The organism is Indolivaga capnocytophagoides, assembly GCF_036511535.1.
Classification (GTDB): Bacteria; Bacteroidota; Bacteroidia; order Bacteroidales; family Dysgonomonadaceae; genus Dysgonomonas_A; species Dysgonomonas_A capnocytophagoides.
On record NZ_AP028867.1, the window covers coordinates 703,930 to 721,442 of the forward strand.

Annotated in this window: 14 protein-coding genes; 9 read left to right on the top strand and 5 right to left on the bottom strand. The window is 36.7% G+C overall.

Annotated features, from left to right (window positions below; translation table 11 throughout):
- Window positions 1–89 precede the first annotated feature (89 nt).
- From AABJ51_RS03020 to AABJ51_RS03030, 3 genes are all read left to right on the top strand, one after another.
- The gene (locus AABJ51_RS03020; RefSeq protein WP_035330955.1) at window positions 90–1,427 is read left to right on the top strand and encodes an MFS transporter; all 1,338 of its coding nucleotides are present in this window, start codon (window positions 90–92) and stop codon (window positions 1,425–1,427) included.
- Between the two features lie 391 nt (window positions 1,428–1,818).
- Complete coding sequence (locus AABJ51_RS03025) at window positions 1,819–3,849, top strand: transketolase family protein (protein WP_338374348.1); 2,031 nt, start codon at window positions 1,819–1,821, stop codon at window positions 3,847–3,849.
- Window positions 3,850–3,933: 84 nt separating this feature from the next.
- Window positions 3,934–4,401: an RpiB/LacA/LacB family sugar-phosphate isomerase gene (locus AABJ51_RS03030; RefSeq protein ID WP_051290522.1), complete on the top strand. Its 468-nt coding sequence runs from the start codon at window positions 3,934–3,936 to the stop codon at window positions 4,399–4,401.
- A gap of 56 nt (window positions 4,402–4,457) precedes the next feature.
- On the opposite strand, the gene AABJ51_RS03035 is transcribed toward AABJ51_RS03030, so the two are convergent.
- Window positions 4,458–5,195 carry a hypothetical protein gene (locus AABJ51_RS03035; RefSeq protein WP_338374349.1) on the bottom strand — a complete coding sequence of 246 codons (738 nt, stop codon included), beginning with the start codon at window positions 5,193–5,195 and terminating at the stop codon, window positions 4,458–4,460.
- 522 nt (window positions 5,196–5,717) lie between these two features.
- Here AABJ51_RS03035 and AABJ51_RS03040 point away from each other — a divergent pair.
- The 5 genes from AABJ51_RS03040 to AABJ51_RS03060 all read left to right on the top strand — a co-directional run bounded on the left by AABJ51_RS03040 (window position 5,718) and on the right by AABJ51_RS03060 (window position 9,634).
- Complete coding sequence (locus AABJ51_RS03040) at window positions 5,718–6,362, top strand: glycoside hydrolase family 25 protein (RefSeq protein ID WP_338374350.1); 645 nt, start codon at window positions 5,718–5,720, stop codon at window positions 6,360–6,362.
- Entirely contained in the window at window positions 6,362–7,357 is a 996-nt protein-coding gene (locus tag AABJ51_RS03045; RefSeq protein WP_026625011.1) for a S41 family peptidase, read from the top strand. Before AABJ51_RS03040 ends, AABJ51_RS03045 begins: the two co-directional genes overlap by 1 nt.
- Before the next feature lie 18 nt (window positions 7,358–7,375).
- Window positions 7,376–7,936, top strand: coding sequence for a LemA family protein (locus AABJ51_RS03050; protein ID WP_338374351.1), 561 nt, complete (start codon window positions 7,376–7,378; stop codon window positions 7,934–7,936).
- A 37-nt stretch (window positions 7,937–7,973) separates the two neighbouring features.
- Window positions 7,974–8,972, top strand: a complete 999-nt coding sequence (locus AABJ51_RS03055; RefSeq protein WP_338374352.1) for a DUF3137 domain-containing protein — start codon at window positions 7,974–7,976, stop codon at window positions 8,970–8,972.
- Window positions 8,973–9,088: 116 nt separating this feature from the next.
- Window positions 9,089–9,634 (top strand): 30S ribosomal protein S16, encoded by a 546-nt coding sequence (locus AABJ51_RS03060; protein ID WP_026625013.1) that lies wholly within the window; start codon window positions 9,089–9,091, stop codon window positions 9,632–9,634.
- 102 nt (window positions 9,635–9,736) lie between these two features.
- Here the strand turns inward: AABJ51_RS03060 and AABJ51_RS03065 are convergent, their stop codons facing one another.
- The 3 genes from AABJ51_RS03065 to AABJ51_RS03075 form a co-directional block, all read right to left on the bottom strand.
- Window positions 9,737–10,021 carry a hypothetical protein gene (locus AABJ51_RS03065; protein ID WP_026625014.1) on the bottom strand — a complete coding sequence of 95 codons (285 nt, stop codon included), beginning with the start codon at window positions 10,019–10,021 and terminating at the stop codon, window positions 9,737–9,739.
- A gap of 103 nt (window positions 10,022–10,124) precedes the next feature.
- A complete protein-coding gene (locus AABJ51_RS03070; RefSeq protein WP_338374354.1) occupies window positions 10,125–11,969 on the bottom strand; it encodes a chloride channel protein in 1,845 nt (614 codons plus the stop codon).
- Window positions 11,970–12,061: 92 nt separating this feature from the next.
- Window positions 12,062–14,248 (bottom strand): bifunctional alpha,alpha-trehalose-phosphate synthase (UDP-forming)/trehalose-phosphatase, encoded by a 2,187-nt coding sequence (locus tag AABJ51_RS03075; protein WP_338374355.1) that lies wholly within the window; start codon window positions 14,246–14,248, stop codon window positions 12,062–12,064.
- A 274-nt stretch (window positions 14,249–14,522) separates the two neighbouring features.
- Here AABJ51_RS03075 and AABJ51_RS03080 point away from each other — a divergent pair, with 274 nt between their 5' ends.
- Window positions 14,523–16,316 carry a glycoside hydrolase family 15 protein gene (locus tag AABJ51_RS03080; RefSeq protein WP_026625017.1) on the top strand — a complete coding sequence of 598 codons (1,794 nt, stop codon included), beginning with the start codon at window positions 14,523–14,525 and terminating at the stop codon, window positions 16,314–16,316.
- An 81-nt stretch (window positions 16,317–16,397) separates the two neighbouring features.
- Here the strand turns inward: AABJ51_RS03080 and AABJ51_RS03085 are convergent, their stop codons facing one another.
- On the bottom strand, window positions 16,398–17,501 hold the full coding sequence (locus AABJ51_RS03085) for a PepSY-associated TM helix domain-containing protein (protein WP_338374356.1): 1,104 nt from the start codon (window positions 17,499–17,501) through the stop codon (window positions 16,398–16,400).
- Window positions 17,502–17,513 lie beyond the last annotated feature (12 nt).

Consider the following 17,513-nt stretch of genomic DNA (forward strand, 5'->3'; position numbering starts at 1 on the left):
ATAACGAAAGTTTTTTGCATTATAATATTAATTATCAAATACTTTCTTTTACATAATAACCCTATAATATAATAATAAAAACAAATCTTATGACCATTAATGAACCCCAAAAGCAAAGTGGAAATGCCGTTGCGATAGTAACGATGATTTTCCTTTTTGCGATGATCTCGTTTGTTACAAATCTAGCAGCTCCTATTGGAGTGATTTGGAAAAATCAACCGGCATTTGCAGGATCTAATTTCCTTGGAATGCTAGGTAATTTGATGAACTTTACTGCTTATCTGTTTATGGGTATACCAGCCGGTAAATTATTAACAAAAATCGGTTATAAAAAGACAGCACTTATTGCTATTGCAGTAGGGCTTCTTGGTGTATTCACTCAGTTTTTATCAGGAATAGTTGGTGTTGGTTCTGACCTATTAGGATTACCTGCTAACTTTTATGTTTACCTGTTAGGTGCGTTTATTGCCGGGTTTTCGGTATGTATGCTTAATACAGTGGTAAACCCAATGCTTAATCTTCTTGGAGGAGGTGGTAACAAAGGAAACCAGTTGATTCAATTAGGTGCTACATTTAACTCATTAACAGGAACATTGACTCCTATGTTTGTGGGAGCCTTGATCGGGACAGTAACTGCAAATACTGCTATTACAGATGTGAATTCTGTATTGTTTATTGCAATGGCTGTTTTTGCTGTGGCTTTTGTTATCTTGTTCTTTGTTCCAATCAGAGATCCTCATGAAAAGAAAGCTACTGAAAAACAAGTATTCGAAAATAGCCCTTGGAGTTTCCGTCACCTGGTATTTGGTGTTATTGGTATTTTCATTTATGTAGGTATCGAAATCGGTATCCCCGGAACACTAAATTTCTATTTGTCGGATGTATCTGATAAAGGTGCAGGCTTAGATCCTTCGAGTGCTGCAAGTATCGGCGGATTCGTTGCTGGAACTTATTGGTTCCTGATGCTTGTAGGTCGTTTCTTCGGTGGTATGATTGGCGGTAAGATCTCTAGTAAAACGATGTTGACAGGTGTATCTGCACTTGGGCTTGTATTAGTAGCTTTAGCTATTTTTATACCTAAAACAGTAACATCTACTATGCCTGTATTTACCGGAGAGTCATTTGAGATGACACAGGTTCCGTTAAGTGCTTTATTACTGGTATTATGCGGATTATGTACTTCTATTATGTGGGGAGGTATTTTTAACCTTGCTGTAGAAGGTTTAGGTAAATATGTACCTGCTGCATCAGGTATCTTCATGATGATGGTAGTTGGTGGAGGTATACTTCCATTATTCCAAAACTGGGTAGCCGACAAAGTTGGGTACATGGGTAGCTACTGGGTAATATTTATCGGACTTGCATACTTGTTATTCTACGCTTTGGTAGGTTCTAAGAATGTAAATAAAGATATACCGGTAGAATAATCGGATCTTAAGATAAAAAACAGAAAACTGCGTGTGATATTTTCATACGCAGTTTTTTTAGGTCTTATACTTATTACTTTATCAATAAACTGTGTTATTAAATGCTTGCTGTTACTTATATATAAAATTTATGAGAAATAATTCATATAAAAGTATTTACAGAAAGATTATATTTATCTTGTTGACCGATAATGCTTCGACATGAAAAGTAATGCATTCTTAATTTACAATAACAATGGAATAATTACTCTAAAGCTGTGATTTTTCTTGTTTTATATGTTATATTTTGCTTATTTTTGTAATAGGTGTATTAATGTTTGTTTTACACTTATTTTTTATTACTTTTGAAATAAATAACTCTAAAATAATTAGCGTACTTATCTTTTTAATCATGAATGACATAAAAGTACTTAACAAAGCAGCTGATAATATACGTATCCTGGCTGCGTCAATGGTAGAAAAAGCTAAATCAGGACACCCCGGAGGAGCAATGGGGGGAGCAGACTTTATCAATGTACTGTTTTCAGAATATCTTGTATACGATCCCGAAAATCCAAGATGGGAAGGTCGTGACCGTTTCTTCTTAGATCCGGGACACATGTCTCCGATGCTCTATTCTACATTAGCTTTGACCGGAAAATATACGATGGAGGACTTACAGCAGTTCCGTCAATGGGGTAGTATAACTCCGGGCCATCCTGAATTGGATTTAGATCATGGTGTTGAGAATACTTCCGGACCTTTAGGTCAGGGACATACATATGCAGTAGGAGCTGCCATCGCTGCAAAATTTTTACAGGCGCGTTTAGGTGAAGTTATGAATCATACGATATATGCATTCATTTCTGATGGAGGTGTTCAGGAAGAAATTTCTCAGGGAGCAGGTCGTGTTGCCGGACATTTAGGGCTAAGTAACCTAATCATGTTTTATGATTCGAACGGTATTCAGCTATCTACAAAAACAAAGGAAGTAACTGACGAAGATGTAGAAGCTAAATATAAAGCTTGGGGTTGGCATGTGATTTCTATTAAAGGAAATGATGCGGCTGAGATCAGAAAAGCCTTGGATGAAGCTAAACAAGAAAAATCACGTCCGACTCTGATTATCGGCCATACCATAATGGGTAAAGGTGCCGTTAAAGAAGACGGATCAAGTTTCGAAGATCAGACTGCTACTCACGGTATGCCGTTAGGTGAAGCCGGAGCAAGCTACGAAAAATCAATAGAAAACTTAGGTGGAGATTCAAAAAATCCATTTGTAATCTTCTCTGAAGTTAAAGAGCTTTATGCAAGCAGAGCTAAAGAACTAAAAGTCATAGTTGGAGAAAGATTAGCCGCAAAAGACAAATGGGCTGCAGCTAATCCTCAATTGGCTGAAAAATTGCAACGTTGGTTTTCAGGGGAAGTTCCTCATATAGATTGGGCAGGCATTCAACAAAAGAATGATATCGCTTCACGTGCCGCATCAGCTGCCGTATTAGGGGTATTGGCCCAGAATGTTGAAAATATGATTGTTGCATCTGCTGACTTATCAAATTCTGATAAGACAGACGGATTCTTGAAATATACTCACAGCCTGAATAAGAATGATTTCTCAGGAGCTTTTCTACAAGTAGGTGTTTGCGAGTTGACAATGGCTTGTTTATCAATAGGTATAAGCTTGCATGGAGGTGTAATTCCTGCTTGTGCAACATTCTTTGTATTCTCTGATTATATGAAACCAGCTATCCGTATGGCGGCATTAATGCAGCAACCTGTGAAATTCATCTGGACGCATGATGCTTTCCGTGTCGGAGAAGACGGACCTACTCATGAGCCAGTAGAACAGGAAGCTCAATTGCGTTTGATGGAGAAATTGAAAAACCATCATAATCAGAATTCTATGTTGGTTTTACGTCCGGGAGATGCTGTAGAAACTACTGTAGCTTGGAAACTGGCAATCGAAAATACATCTACTCCTACGGGCTTGATTTTCTCTCGTCAGAATATTAAAGACCTTCCGGCAAAAGGTTCTCGTTACGAAGAAGCTTTACAATCGGCAAAAGGTGCTTATATTGTGCAGGATTCTCAAAATTATGATGTAATTTTGTTAGCATCAGGATCAGAGGTCTCAACTTTAGTTGACGGAGCTAAACTTCTTGAAGCAGATGGAATCAAAACAAGAATTGTATCCGTTCCTTCGGAAGGTTTATTCCGTAATCAGCCTAAAGAATATCAAGATTCGGTATTACCGGCTGATAAAAAGAAATTTGGATTGACCGCAGGCTTACCTGTAAATCTTCAGGGATTGGTCGGTGATAGCGGAAAAGTCTGGGGCCTTGAAACGTTTGGTTTTTCTGCTCCTTATAAAGTGTTAGATGAAAAACTTGGCTTTACAGGAGAGAATGTATACAATCAAGTGAAAGATTATCTGAAAAAATAACGTTTCAGCTTGATCTGCTTGTTGATTCTCTTGATAAGTATATCATTAATATAAATAGGTCTGTGACCTTAAATAGAATTAAAGATGGCTGCTTCACTTTCATTATTTTCGCAATCAGAGAAACCTATAGGTATCTGTAGCGACCATGCAGGATTTGAAATGAAATCGTACCTGATATCTTTATTTGAAGAAAAAGGTATAGTGTATAAAGATTTCGGAACATATTCGGGCGAGAGCTGTGACTATGCCGATTTTGCACATCCACTAGCGATTGCTGTCGAAAATGGAGAATGCTATCCCGGTATCGGATTATGCGGAAGTGGTAATGGTATCAATATCACATTGAATAAGCATCAGGGAATACGTTCGGCTTTGTGTTGGACTGAAGAAATCGCAGGACTGGCACGTGCTCATAATGATGCTAATATTATTGTCCTTCCTGCCCGATTTATTTCGGAAGAGGAAGCGTATAATATTCTGGTGAAATTTTTGAATACACCGTTCGAAGGTGGGCGGCATCAAAAACGTATTGATAAGATTCCTGTAAAATGATAGACTTCTAAGGATATGTTTAAGGAGGGATAGCTAACAGCTATTCCTCCTTTTATTTATAACCAGAATATAGCTGCTTGAATAACAATATTTAAAGGTAACAGCCAATATGTCCAGCTCATGGATATTCCACCTAATAAAATACCCGAAATAAATTTGTCTACTTGTATATAGAGTATATAACTAAGAGAGCGGGTATCCTTTTTTTCGCTTAACTCTGTGTGCATAGTCTGAAGGAAATCACCAAAAGGTATCTTGCTTAAGATAAAAATTATAGCTTTCTGTACATATTTGGGAAGCTTTTTACCATATACTTCCAGTATCAGGCTGCCGATATTGAGTGATTTATGTATGTTTTTTCCGGAAATCTTATTTCCTCCTGATATCACTATATCTATTATTTTCGTACATATTTTCTGGAAAAAAGGTTCTAGAAGTTTGTAGCATACCTCGATAGTATTCATCAGAAGGTATTTATATGTGAAAATAAAGGAGATAATCACAAAGATTGTACCTATAATAGATGATAATACGGCATAACCGTAATGACCGCTTTCGGATTCAGTTAAATATCTTAGTAGGTGAAAACCAAAAAATAAAAGATTGATAATGCCGAATAAAATAAAAGCTAAAGCGAACAGCTTTATAGCCTTGACACTCTGTCTGGCTCCATCTTTTAAAAGTTTGGAAAGAGAAAATGACCTATTGTCGTTGTTATCGAAATTGTTGGGAATTGAAACATTAGAGTCTGTTATTTTAATCTTATTATCCGATGAATTTTTAGTGTGGTTCATTTTAGGGAAGTGTTGATTATGGTCAAATATATAAGAAAACCATGAGAAATTAAGGTGTCAGACCTATTTATTTATTTATGAATAATCACAGGTAAACGTGTTGATATACTTGTTAACTAGAAGGTTTGTTTACTGTATATATAAATACTTGCTGTAACTTAAATATTCTAATTCACTCACAGTATTTTTGAATAAGCCTTAAAATATTACCTTTGTCAGTATCAAGCAGCATAAATATTTTTATCTATATAGAGAGCGTAGATAAGTTAACAGTCATTAGTTATCAACTGAAAAGGTAAAAAGTAACATCTGAAAAATTGTACATTGATAATGTAACCTTTGTTACCTTTTCGAAATAAAACATTGATGACTGTTAACTGACAACTGTTTATTGTTCGGCTTAGTTGAAAAGTAAAAATGAAACGGAAAAAATCAAAAGATAGATTTAAGGTCATAATATGTATAGCAACTATGATTGTAGTATGCTTATCTTTAGGCTATTTTTTTTATAAGAAAAATAAGATGTCCAATACTTTTGATAAGAGTAATAAATATTCGGTGAGAGGAATAGATGTATCACATCATAATCCGATACTGAATTGGATCGAAGTAAAAAATGAGGATATTAATTTTGCATATATAAAAGCAACAGAAGGGATAACCCATGATGATCGCAATTATCCTTATAACTATAAATTGGCGAAGGAAAATAATGTGAAAATAGGTTCGTATCATTTCTATAATTTCGGAGTTTCGGGACGTGAACAAGCGAAGCATTTCATCCGAATCGCTAAATGTGAGCCGGGCGATTTGATACCCGCCATAGATGTTGAACATTCTCCGTTTAATCCTTATAGTAAAGATACATCGTTTGTGAAATCTGTTATAAAAGAGTTAAAGATTATGGAGCGTGAAGTGTATGAGTATTACGGTGTACGTCCTATGATTTATACAAACATGGATTGTTATAAGCTTTATATAAAAGATCATTTTCCAGACAATCCTGTATGGATAAGCAGTTTGAATAAAGAGCCCGGAGACGATGTCGGTAATTGGGTAATATGGCAATTTTCGCATCACGGAAAGCTTGCCAGCCATGATGGAGACATAGATCTCAATTATTTCAGATATACGATTGACCGATTAAGTGAAATATGTATGCCATGATGAAAAATTTACTGATTATATTATTTCTGGGATTCACTTTTTCCTCGTGTTTTCATGAAGAAGAATATGAAAATTCAAAGCAGGGGAATTTCGAACTTTTATGGAAGATAATCGATGAAAAATATTGTTTCTTCGAATATAAAAATATTGACTGGGATGAAGTTCACGACCGCTATGCTGCCCGCATAACCGAAGATATGCCTCAGGAATCTTTTTTTGATGTATTGGGTGAAATGTTAGCTGAACTTAAAGACGGCCATGTGAATCTGATCGCCAATCATAATATAAGCCGTTATTGGAAATGGTTTGAAGATTATCCCGATAATTTTGATGAGAAAATACAGAAGAATTATATCGGAACGGATTATTCGATTGCAGGAGGAATGAAATATAAAATACTGAATGATAATATAGGTTATATATATTATGGAAGTTTTTCGAGTGGAGTAGGAGAGGCCAATCTTGACCAAATCCTAAGCCGAATGGCAATTTGTAATGGTATAATCATTGATATACGTGATAATGGCGGAGGGTTGATCTCGAATGCCGAAAAAATAGCAAGCCGATTCTTTGAACAGAAAACTCAGGTCGGATATATAATGTATAAAACGGGAAAGGGGCACAATAGTTTTTCTAATCCGTATCCGCGCTATATAAGTCCTTCATCAAGGGTCAGATATCAGAAGAAGGTAGTGGTAGTGACGAACAGAAGCTGCTATAGTGCTGCCAATGATTTTGTAAATGCAATGACATATGCTCCTAATGTAACTATTATAGGAGATAAGACCGGTGGTGGTAGTGGTTTGCCCTTCTCCTCGGAGTTGGTGAACGGCTGGTCGGTACGTTTTTCTTCTTCACCTATGCTGAATGCAGCAAAAGAACATATCGAATTCGGAATTGATCCGGATATTAAAGTCGATATGACGAATGACGATATGTCGAGAGGTTTAGATACAATACTCGAAACTGCACGAACATTCTTAAATAATAAATAACTCAAACAAATTTATAATATGACACTTTTATTTATTCTTATACCGATTGCAATTGTAGTTTTAATAATTATAAGTATCCGTAATGGTCTTATAGCTAAAAAAAATAAGGTTGAGTATGCTAATGGGGCGGTAGACGCTATGTTTAAACAACGTTATGATCTTATTCCTAATCTGGTAGCTTCGGTTAAACAATATATGCAGCATGAGAGCGGAGTATTAGAGCGTTTGGTTCAATTACGTTCGCAAGCACAGCAGCCTAATTTGAGTGATCAGCAACGAAATTCATTGAATAAAGAACTGGATCAGGCTTTCAAGTCTTTTAATATTTCAGTCGAAAATTATCCTAATTTGAAAGCCAGCGAACAGTTTACAAAATTACAATCTTCGTTAAACGAATGCGAAGGTCAATTGGCTGCTGCCCGTCGTACCTACAATGCTGCTGTAATGGAATATAATAATGCGATAGAAATGTTCCCCTCTAACATTTTTGCTTCCCAAATGGGATACGTCCGAAAGGAAATGATAGAAGCAGCTGAACAGGAACGTGTAAATCCGAATGTAGGGAATCTGTTTCAGTAAACTTTGCTTATCTGAAGAATAGAACAACAACTCAACTATGGAAAACGAATCTTTATTAACTAACCTGAATCTGCGGGTAGATGATCTCTTATTTAATTTACGGTATATATTAGAACCTATAGAAGAGCAGCGGGTTGAAGTGACACGAAAGACGAAAATCTTTTGGAGTATACTTCTGTCTTTGTCTTTTCTGATTGTATTAGCCGCTTTATCGGGCTTTCTTATTATTCTATGGGCGTTTATAGCTGTCTTTATCGGCGGAATCGTGTGGTATGCCATGTGGATATCTCCTATGGAGAAGATGATGAAAAATTCCTTTTATGAAAAAGTAGTTCCGCATATAATATCAGAATTTTTATCAGATTCATCTTTTTCAATTGATAGTTGCATTTCCGAATCGGACTACAATAAATCGGATATATACAGAAAAGGAGTAGACCGTTATTCCGGAGACAATTTAATATGGGGGATATTGGGAGAGACTTCTGTTCGTTTTTCAAAACTTCATACCGAATACAAAACTGAAAGACGGGACAAGAATGGAAATACGAAAACCGATTGGTCTACAATATTTAAAGGTGTTTTTTTAGTGGCTGATTTTAATAAGAATACTAAAGGGAAGACTTATATACTAAAGGACAGTGCAGAAAAAATACTCGGAGGTGTCGGACGTTGGATGCAGGATAAATTCGGTGCTTCGGGACGAGGTGAAATGGTATATCTCGAAGATTCGATATTTGAAAAAGAATATGTGGTTTATTCGACTGATCCTGTCGAAGCTCGATATATACTGACCCCATCTATGCAGGAATGCTTTATAGAACTGTCTCGATATTTCGGCTCAGGAAATGTCTCTGCATCTATTATTGATGGACATTTGAGCCTGGCTTTGTCCGGTAGAAACAAGCTGTTTTCATTTGCCGGAAATAAGAATCTGACTGATGCTTTAACAATCAGGTATTATGCCGAAAACTTATTACAAATATTGAAAGTTGTAGAGATATTAAACCTAAATACGCGTATCTGGGGACGATAAGCAATGGGCTTATTGAATTTATCACAGATAATAGGCTGTATATATAAAAGTTATTCTTAACTTTGCATCCGCTAATAAATAATTATGCATTAATTAAAAATTAACAAGAAAACAAAATGGCTACAAAGATCCGTTTACAAAGAAGAGGACGTAAAGATTATCCTTTTTATCAAATCATTATTGCAGATAGCAGAGCTCCACGTGATGGTAAGTTTATTGAAAAGGTTGGTTCATACAACCCAAACACTAATCCTGCTACAATTACGTTAGACTTCGACAGAGCTTTGTACTGGATGCAGGTTGGTGCACAACCAACAGACACAGTTCGTAACATTCTTTCGGCAGAAGGTGTTCTTTTGAAGAAACACTTGTTGGGTGGTGTTAAGAAAGGTGCGTTCACTGAAGCTGATGCAGAAACTAAATTCCAAGCATGGAAAGAAACTAAAGGCAAAGCTGTTGATTCAGAGAAGAGCAAAAATGCAGAAGCTGCTGCAAGTGCTGCAAAAGCACGTCACGAAGCAGAAGTTGCTGCAAACAAAGCAAAAGCTGATTTAGTTGCTCAGAAGAAAGCGGAAGCTGCTGCTGTTCAGGCAGAAGCTAGCGCAGAGGTAGAAGCTCCGGCTGAACCTGCTGCAGAAGCAACTCCAGAAGCAGAAGCTTAATCTAAGCAAAGAAAAAATATATAATTACGATTATATATTACCAAAAGAAGAGATTCAAATTATTTGAATCTCTTCTTTTGGTTTATGATTTGTATAAGATTTTTACTTTCTTTGGTCTTCAGTTTCTTTATACCATTTATAAAGAGAGTTATCTGCAAATTCGAATATCCAATGGAATTTGTACATATCTTTATATTCGATAGTTTCATATTCCTTATTATTTTCATAAATTTTGCCGCTTGTCTGGTAGTCTTGTCCCATCAGTGACACTACTTGTTCTTTTGTCATTCCTAACTCAATTTGCTTAAGAGCCGAATTATACGTCTTTAGTCCGCCGCATGCACTCAATAGAGTCATAACAAAGAATGCTAATAGTACTTTTTTCATAATTTAATTTATTGTTTATTCTTCAAATATAAACAAAGCAAATAGTTTATAGTTCATGATTTCTTAGCTTTCGATATATAGTTATGTCTTTTGGTATGATTTCTTAGTCGTAAAAGTCCTGTAACTGATTGCGGTATGCCGAAAATATTTTCGATTTGGATAGAAAACCCACGTATTTACCTTTGTCTACCACCGGAAGATTCCACGATTGTGTAGTTTCGAATATATCCATTACTTTTTCCATACGTGTATTTACTTCTATACATATGGGAACCGAAGTCATGAGATCCGAAATAAGTGTAGTATCATATAAACTGGTTTCGAATAATTGTGGTCGTATATTATCTATATAGACAATACCTTTTAATATTGAATTATGATCTATTACCGGAAATATATTTCTTTTGGATGCAGTAAAACTTTCGACAAGGTTTCTCAAAGTATAATCGGTATATATTGGTGTAAAATCAGTTTCTATCAAATCGTTTGTCTGCAAAAGAGTTAATACTGCTTTGTCTTTATTGTGTGTAATTAATTCGCCTCGTTTAGCTAAACGGTCTGTATAAATCGAATTAGGCTCTGCCAGCTTTGATACTACAAATGAAAATGCGGCTGTAAGGGTGATAGGTAAGAATAGATTATATCCTCCTGTCGTTTCGGTTATCAAAAAAATGGCTGTTAGCGGGGCGTGCATAACTCCGGCTAATACACCGGCCATACCAGCAACGACAAAATTCTTATTACTAACCGAGAAAAAAGGAAACATATTAAAAATTGTGGCTATAATATAACCCGATACTCCTCCCATAAAAAGAGAGGGTGCGAATATACCTCCGATGCCTCCGCTTCCTGTCGTGATAGCCATTGCTATGACCTTGAATATCATAACAAGAAACAGGAAAGTTATCAATAGATAGATATTATTTTGTGTTCCATAAAAGAAACTACTATTGACCAATTCGTGAGATCGTCCGGTAAGAATCATATTCAGAGCTTCATACCCTTCTCCGTATAATGGGGGCAGTAAGAATATAATGATTCCGAGTATAGTACCACCAATAACAAGTTGACGTATCGTCCCTGAATATTTGCCTGCGGTTTGCTTTCTTCTGAATCTTTTTAGCTTAATGTCATAGACTATATATACCTTTCCTAAAAGATCGATCCAGTTCTCGATCTTCTTAGTTCCTTTTACAAAATAGAGCGAAATTACTCCGGTTATCAGCCCTAACAAGATGTAGAACGGTAGGTTGTGTATAACCAAAGGATCCATTACTGTAAAGGCAAAAGCAGCCCCGTCTCTTAAGAATAGCCACGATACAGCTGTTCCTGCTACCGCCGATATTAAAAGGGGAATAATAGACCATGTGGTTAGGTCTATCATTAGTATTTCAAGTGCAAATACAACTGCTGCAACCGGAGCCGAAAAGATTCCCGCTGTTGCTCCTGCCGCACCACATCCAAGGAGCAGAGTCGTTGTTTTGTAATTGAGCCTGAAAAAACGGCTGATATTAGATCCTATTGCCGATCCGCTTAATACAATGGGGGATTCCAATCCTACCGACCCCCCGGAACCTACAGTCAATGTAGAAGCAACAAGAGACGAATAGGTATCCTGTAGCTTTAGTTTACTCGATTTTTTAGATATTGCATATAGTATACGGGTGATTCCCTGCAGCCTTTTTTCTTTAAGAACCAGACGGACAAATAATACAGTCATAACCAGTCCGAAAAAAGGAAATGCAAAATATACAATACTCACAGAATGGATATCGAGGCTTCGAATCAATAAGCGGGTCATGAAAAATACCATGTTTTTCAGAATAACGGCTGCAAACCCCGATAAAATACCCACAATAAGGCTTAATAATAAGATGAGCCGTTGTTTCGGAATCTTTTCGGAAATATTCCGGATCCATTCGGTGTAATGCCGTAGTCTGTTTATCATGGTTGTCTGTTGTTCAAATATGGTGTTGTTAATAAACTGGTATGAGACCATTTACTCACAAATATATAAGATTTTATGACAAACACAAGACTTTACAGACCTGCTCGTGTTTGTGCTCCGGTAATTCTTTTCAAGAAAGGAGTGACTAATGATTGTGCCGGAAGGTTATATTTGGCAATATCGGATATGCGTCCGACTTTTATAGTTACACTATCTGAGGGCAGCACGGCAAACATATCTTCGTCAGTGGTGTCGTCTCCTATTGCCATGATAAAATCATACTTATCCTGACTCATCAGACGGAGCGTTTCACTTCCTTTGTTGTAATCGGATGATTTTATCTCGATAACTTTATTTCCTCTCATTATTTGAAGGTTGAGACGAGAACAGGGATTAATCAGTTCTTTTATCAGCTGATTAACTCTTAAATCGGCCAGCCAGGTATCTACTGCTCTGTAGTGCCATACTAAAGCAGTCTTTTTTTCTTCGATTTTAGAATATGGAGTTTTTTTAGTTGTATGTTTCAGTATGTTCATTACTTCATCATCCCATACTATTTCCTGTAGATTGCTGTGCCATACACCGTTTTCTTTGTAGTACACACCGTGTTCGGCTGCAAGCCCGATGTTCAGTTCACCGAACCATTTATCGAGAGTTTCACTGTTTCGCCCGCTGTTTATAATAACCTTATTCTTAGGATCCTCCGATAACTTAGCTAAGAGTTTTAGTAAATCTTCTCTCGGATATGCTTCTGTCGGATCTTTGTAAAACGGCGATAAAGTTCCATCATAGTCGAATATGATTAGTCTCTTTGATGCGTTTTTATAAGAATTCTGAATGATTTCAACCTGATTATTGTCTATGACCTTAGCATATCTGTCATTATTGTGGTCTTTAATTGTTTTAAGCTCTGATATAAAATCAGAAGCCCATTGTTCGACTGTTTGAGTAGATACAATTTCCTGCAGTTTTTTTAGCTTAACAAGCTGTTTGTTAACAGGCATTTCGAGGGCTTTAATAATCCCGTCTTCAATTTCTTTTGTATTATTGGGGTTTACGATGATTGCATCGGATAATTCAATGACAGCTCCAGCCATTTCACTTAGAATTAACACACCGGGTTTGTCTCTTTTAGCTGCAATATATTCTTTTGCAACCAGATTCATACCGTCTCTAAGGGGTGTAACAAGTGCAATATCGGCAAGATGATACATCGCTGTTAGCTCTTCGAATGAAAAAGCCCTGTAAAAATAGTAGACAGGAGTCCAGCTTAATGTAGAATATTTACCGTTTATACCACCGATAAATTCATTGATCCTTGTTTTTAGTTTTGCATATGTATCGACAGTATCACGAGAGGGAACAACGATCATGACCAAAGATACCTTTCCATGATATTGGGGATTGTGTTTCAGAAACTTGATAAAACCTTTTAACCTCTGAATGATTCCCTTACTATAATCGAGTCTGTCCACCGATAAAATCAATTTATTGTTTCCAAAACCTTCCCTGAGTTGTTTAGCTTTGTCCTGTACTTCGGGACGAAGTATGGCATCGTGAAATAAATTGTAATTGATTCCCATCGGAAAAGCGTCTACTTCAACAATTCGGTCTTCAAGTTGGATTTCATCCAAGACACATTCATGTCCTAGTACCCTGTATACTGCACTCACAAAATGCCGCATATAATCGTATGTGTGAAAAGCGATCAGATCAGCACCCAGCAGACCTTTCAATATCTCGGCTCTTTCGGGTAATACCCTAAACATTTCATAGGACGGAAAAGGGATATGATGAAAGTATCCTATACTTACATCCTGTATTTTTTCACGAATCATAGCAGGCAGCAGCATCAGTTGATAATCCTGTATCCATACAATATCTCCCGGCTCAATAATTTTGAGAGCAGCTTCGCAGAACAAGGCATTTACTTCTTTATAAGCTTCCCAATAACTATTGTTTGAGCCCATATACGAATAAAAATAGTGACAAAGAGGCCAGATTGTACTATTACTGTATCCTTCGTAGTAGTTTTTAATTTGGGAAGGAGTGAGATAAACCGGATGAAAGTTAAGATCTTCCATTTGATTGTCGATTTCGGCTTTTTTATCATCATCATTGATATGTAAGCCCGGCCATCCCAACCAATGTTTTTCGCGTTTAGTAACTAGTGATCCGAGACCCGTTGCAAGTCCTCCTTCACTTTTGATCAGTTTAAATTCATTTTTTTCCTCAACAATTTTCAGAGGTAATCTGTTAGATATAATGATAATTTTCATAATTCACTCGAATATGTAGTTGTCTGTATGCGAAAAGGTCGAAAGATCGGAATGCTTTCCGGATGTATATTTTAGTCTGTATAGACGTCTCTTAATGCTAGGTAATAACAGGTCGTTATTGATTTCAGGAGAGACAATAAGCAGGTCTGAGACCTTAAATCTTATCGCATAGAATAAATACTTTACTCTATAAACGTAAGAAAGGTGCATTGTGTTCAATGTGCTGATTTTTGAACTTATCCGAAAGTGCGTTTCGGAATAAAAAACAATTGATATGAAAGACTTAGACTATGGTGTGATAGGTAATTGCAGATCAGCGGCTTTAATCTCAAAGTATGGGAGTATCGACTGGCTCTGTCTGCCTGATTTTGACTCTCCTTCAATTTTTGCAAAATTATTGGATGAACGAAAAGGCGGATCGTTCGCTATCGAGGTAGATGACTCGTATATGATCACTCAGGAATATAAACCGGGAACGAATATTCTTCAGACCAGATTTGAGTCGGTTGACGGTGTTTTCGACCTGTTGGATTTTATGCCGAGGTACAGAACTACCGATAACACTTATTATATGTCTCCCGAATTGTACCGGTTTATTAAGCATGTCAGTGGGAAACCCCGCTTTAAAGTTATATATGATCCTGTCATGAATTATGCCCGGGAAGAGGCTGTTTTTTCGAAAAAGAATAATTATATAAGAACATCTTCGAAGTCAAAGGATATGGATAATGTTTATTTGTATTCGAGTCTCGATTTTGATACGATTTTAAATAGGGAAGAAGTTGAGCTTACAAAAGACGAATTCTTATTTCTTTCATATAATCAAAAGCTGGTAACAGTTGATCTGAACAGGGTAAGGCTCGAATATCAGCGTACAAAAGTATATTGGCTCAACTGGAGTTATCGATCTAAACGTTTCGATACTTACGGCGATAAGATTGCCCGAAGTTTGTTAGTCTTGAAATTGATGTCTTATCAGTCTTCAGGTGCTGTATTAGCTGCTCTGACAACGAGTATTCCCGAAACAATCGGAGAGGTGAGAAATTGGGATTATCGTTTCTGTTGGATCAGGGATGCGTCGATGTCAATAGAAACTCTCCTTAAAATGGGACATCCTAATGCAGCTGGGCGTTTTCTAGGCTTTATCAAGAGCATATTAAAACTGAAATACGATCAATTCCAGATCATGTATGGAATAAGGGGAGAGCGTACTCTTACGGAGGAGGTTCTTCCTCACTTGTCAGGTTATGGAAATTCACGTCCGGTTCGTATCGGGAATGCTGCTTACAACCAGAAGCAAAACGACTCGTTAGGATATTTGATGGACGTTATATACAGTTACTACCAGTATTTTCCGGGTAACCTCGATGAAGTCGAAGAAATGTGGGAGATTGTTCGTAATATCGTAAAGACAGTGATGTCAGAGTGGCGTAACAAAGATCAGAGTATTTGGGAATTCCGTAATATAGAAGGGCATTTCGTTTTTTCCAAAGTGATGTGCTGGGTAGCTTTAGACAGAGCGATTAAGATTGCTAAGTTGCTGAATAAAGATGATTATGCGGCAGTGTTGGAAGATGAAGCCAATAAAATATATGACGATGTTTGCACTAACGGATGGAATGAGGAACTGCAAAGTTTTACGCAGGCGTACGACAACTGCGATATGGATGCCTCTTTGCTATTGATGGAGCAATATGGTTTTATTTCAGCTGAAGATGAGCGTTATATAAAAACAGTGAAATGTATTCAAAAAGAATTGTCACACGAAGGGCTTATGTTCAGATATAAGAATCATGATGATTTCGGAACACCTTCATCTTCATTCACTATCTGTACTTTTTGGATGGTGAGGGCTTTGTTCGTTATCGGGGAGAAAGAAGAAGCTCTGAATTTATTCAATCAGTTGATGACTTATTCAAATCATGTAGGGTTGTTTAGTGAAGACCTCGATTTTTGTACAAAGCGTCAATTGGGCAACTTTCCTCAGGCTTATTCTCATTTAGCACTTATAAATACAGCAGTTCTTTTCTCTTGGGAAAAAACAAATTCTCAGTTTTTGAGACCATAAAAATTAGAAATAGCCGACTATTTAAATGAATAGTCGGCTATTTTATTCAGCTTGATAAGCTTAGAATAAAGGTCTGAAACCTTATTTTTTCTTTTTTCGTTTGCTCCACCAGATAAAAAATCCTGTAACAGGAAGACTGCTCGCTATAAGACCTCCCATAAAAGTAACAAACTTGCCTAATTGTCCCATCCAGTTACCCATATGTAAAACCCATACCGCATTCTCTATTTTTTCGTGTTTTAGTACACTTTCCTGCATCTTGATTTCTTTACCAGAATAACGGTCATAGTAAAAATATTCAGGAGATTGCGCGCTTTTCAATCCGATACGGTCTGCTACACGTCCCATGTAATACCCACTCGAATCAAGCTTATAAGTATTAAATTGAATTTGATCTTTATCGGGATATCTTTCGAAAGTATATTGGATTAAAGAGTTGATATCGGCGGGTTGTTTTCCTTCCTGATATTTAGGCATCTTTTTCTGCCATTCGTGAGAAGTTTCTGCTCCCGATATCTTCATTAATGAATCCGATAATGGCTCAAAAGCAATCAACAACCCGGTTAATGATAAAATTAACATGATTATTAAAGCATAAAAACCTAAAACTTTATGCAGATCGTAGTTTAACCTTTTAGCTGTAGATTTGAATTTGATTTTTAGAGAAGCATCTCTTGTTTTTTTGTTCCACTTTTTTGGCAACCATAGCACAATTCCTGTAATCAACTCTATAATGAATATAATCGTTGCAATATCTATAATCCACTGGCCGGTTTTACCTAGCAGTAAAGAATTATGGAGGTGAGCGGTTATATAAAAGAAATAAATGGTGTTATCGTCTTTTAATATCTTGCCCGAATATGGGTCGATATACATCATACTTAAACCTTCGGTACGGCTGAATGTATTGAACCGGACGCTTCGCTCTGGATCTTTATATCCGACCATATAGCTGATAGCTTTACTGCGTGACGGGTATTCTTTCTTTATAATATTGATGAGTGAATCTACAGGCAGACGGGTGTCCTTTACTTCTTTTACATATTTGGCATCACCTGCCGATAAGTCCATTATCTCGTCGCAATAGACGATAATTGTACCTGTAATGCAGACAAAGAGTACAATAAGAGCCGAAATAAGCCCCGGCCATAAGTGTAACCACGATATTAGTTTTTTTGTTGTCATAATATGATCTGT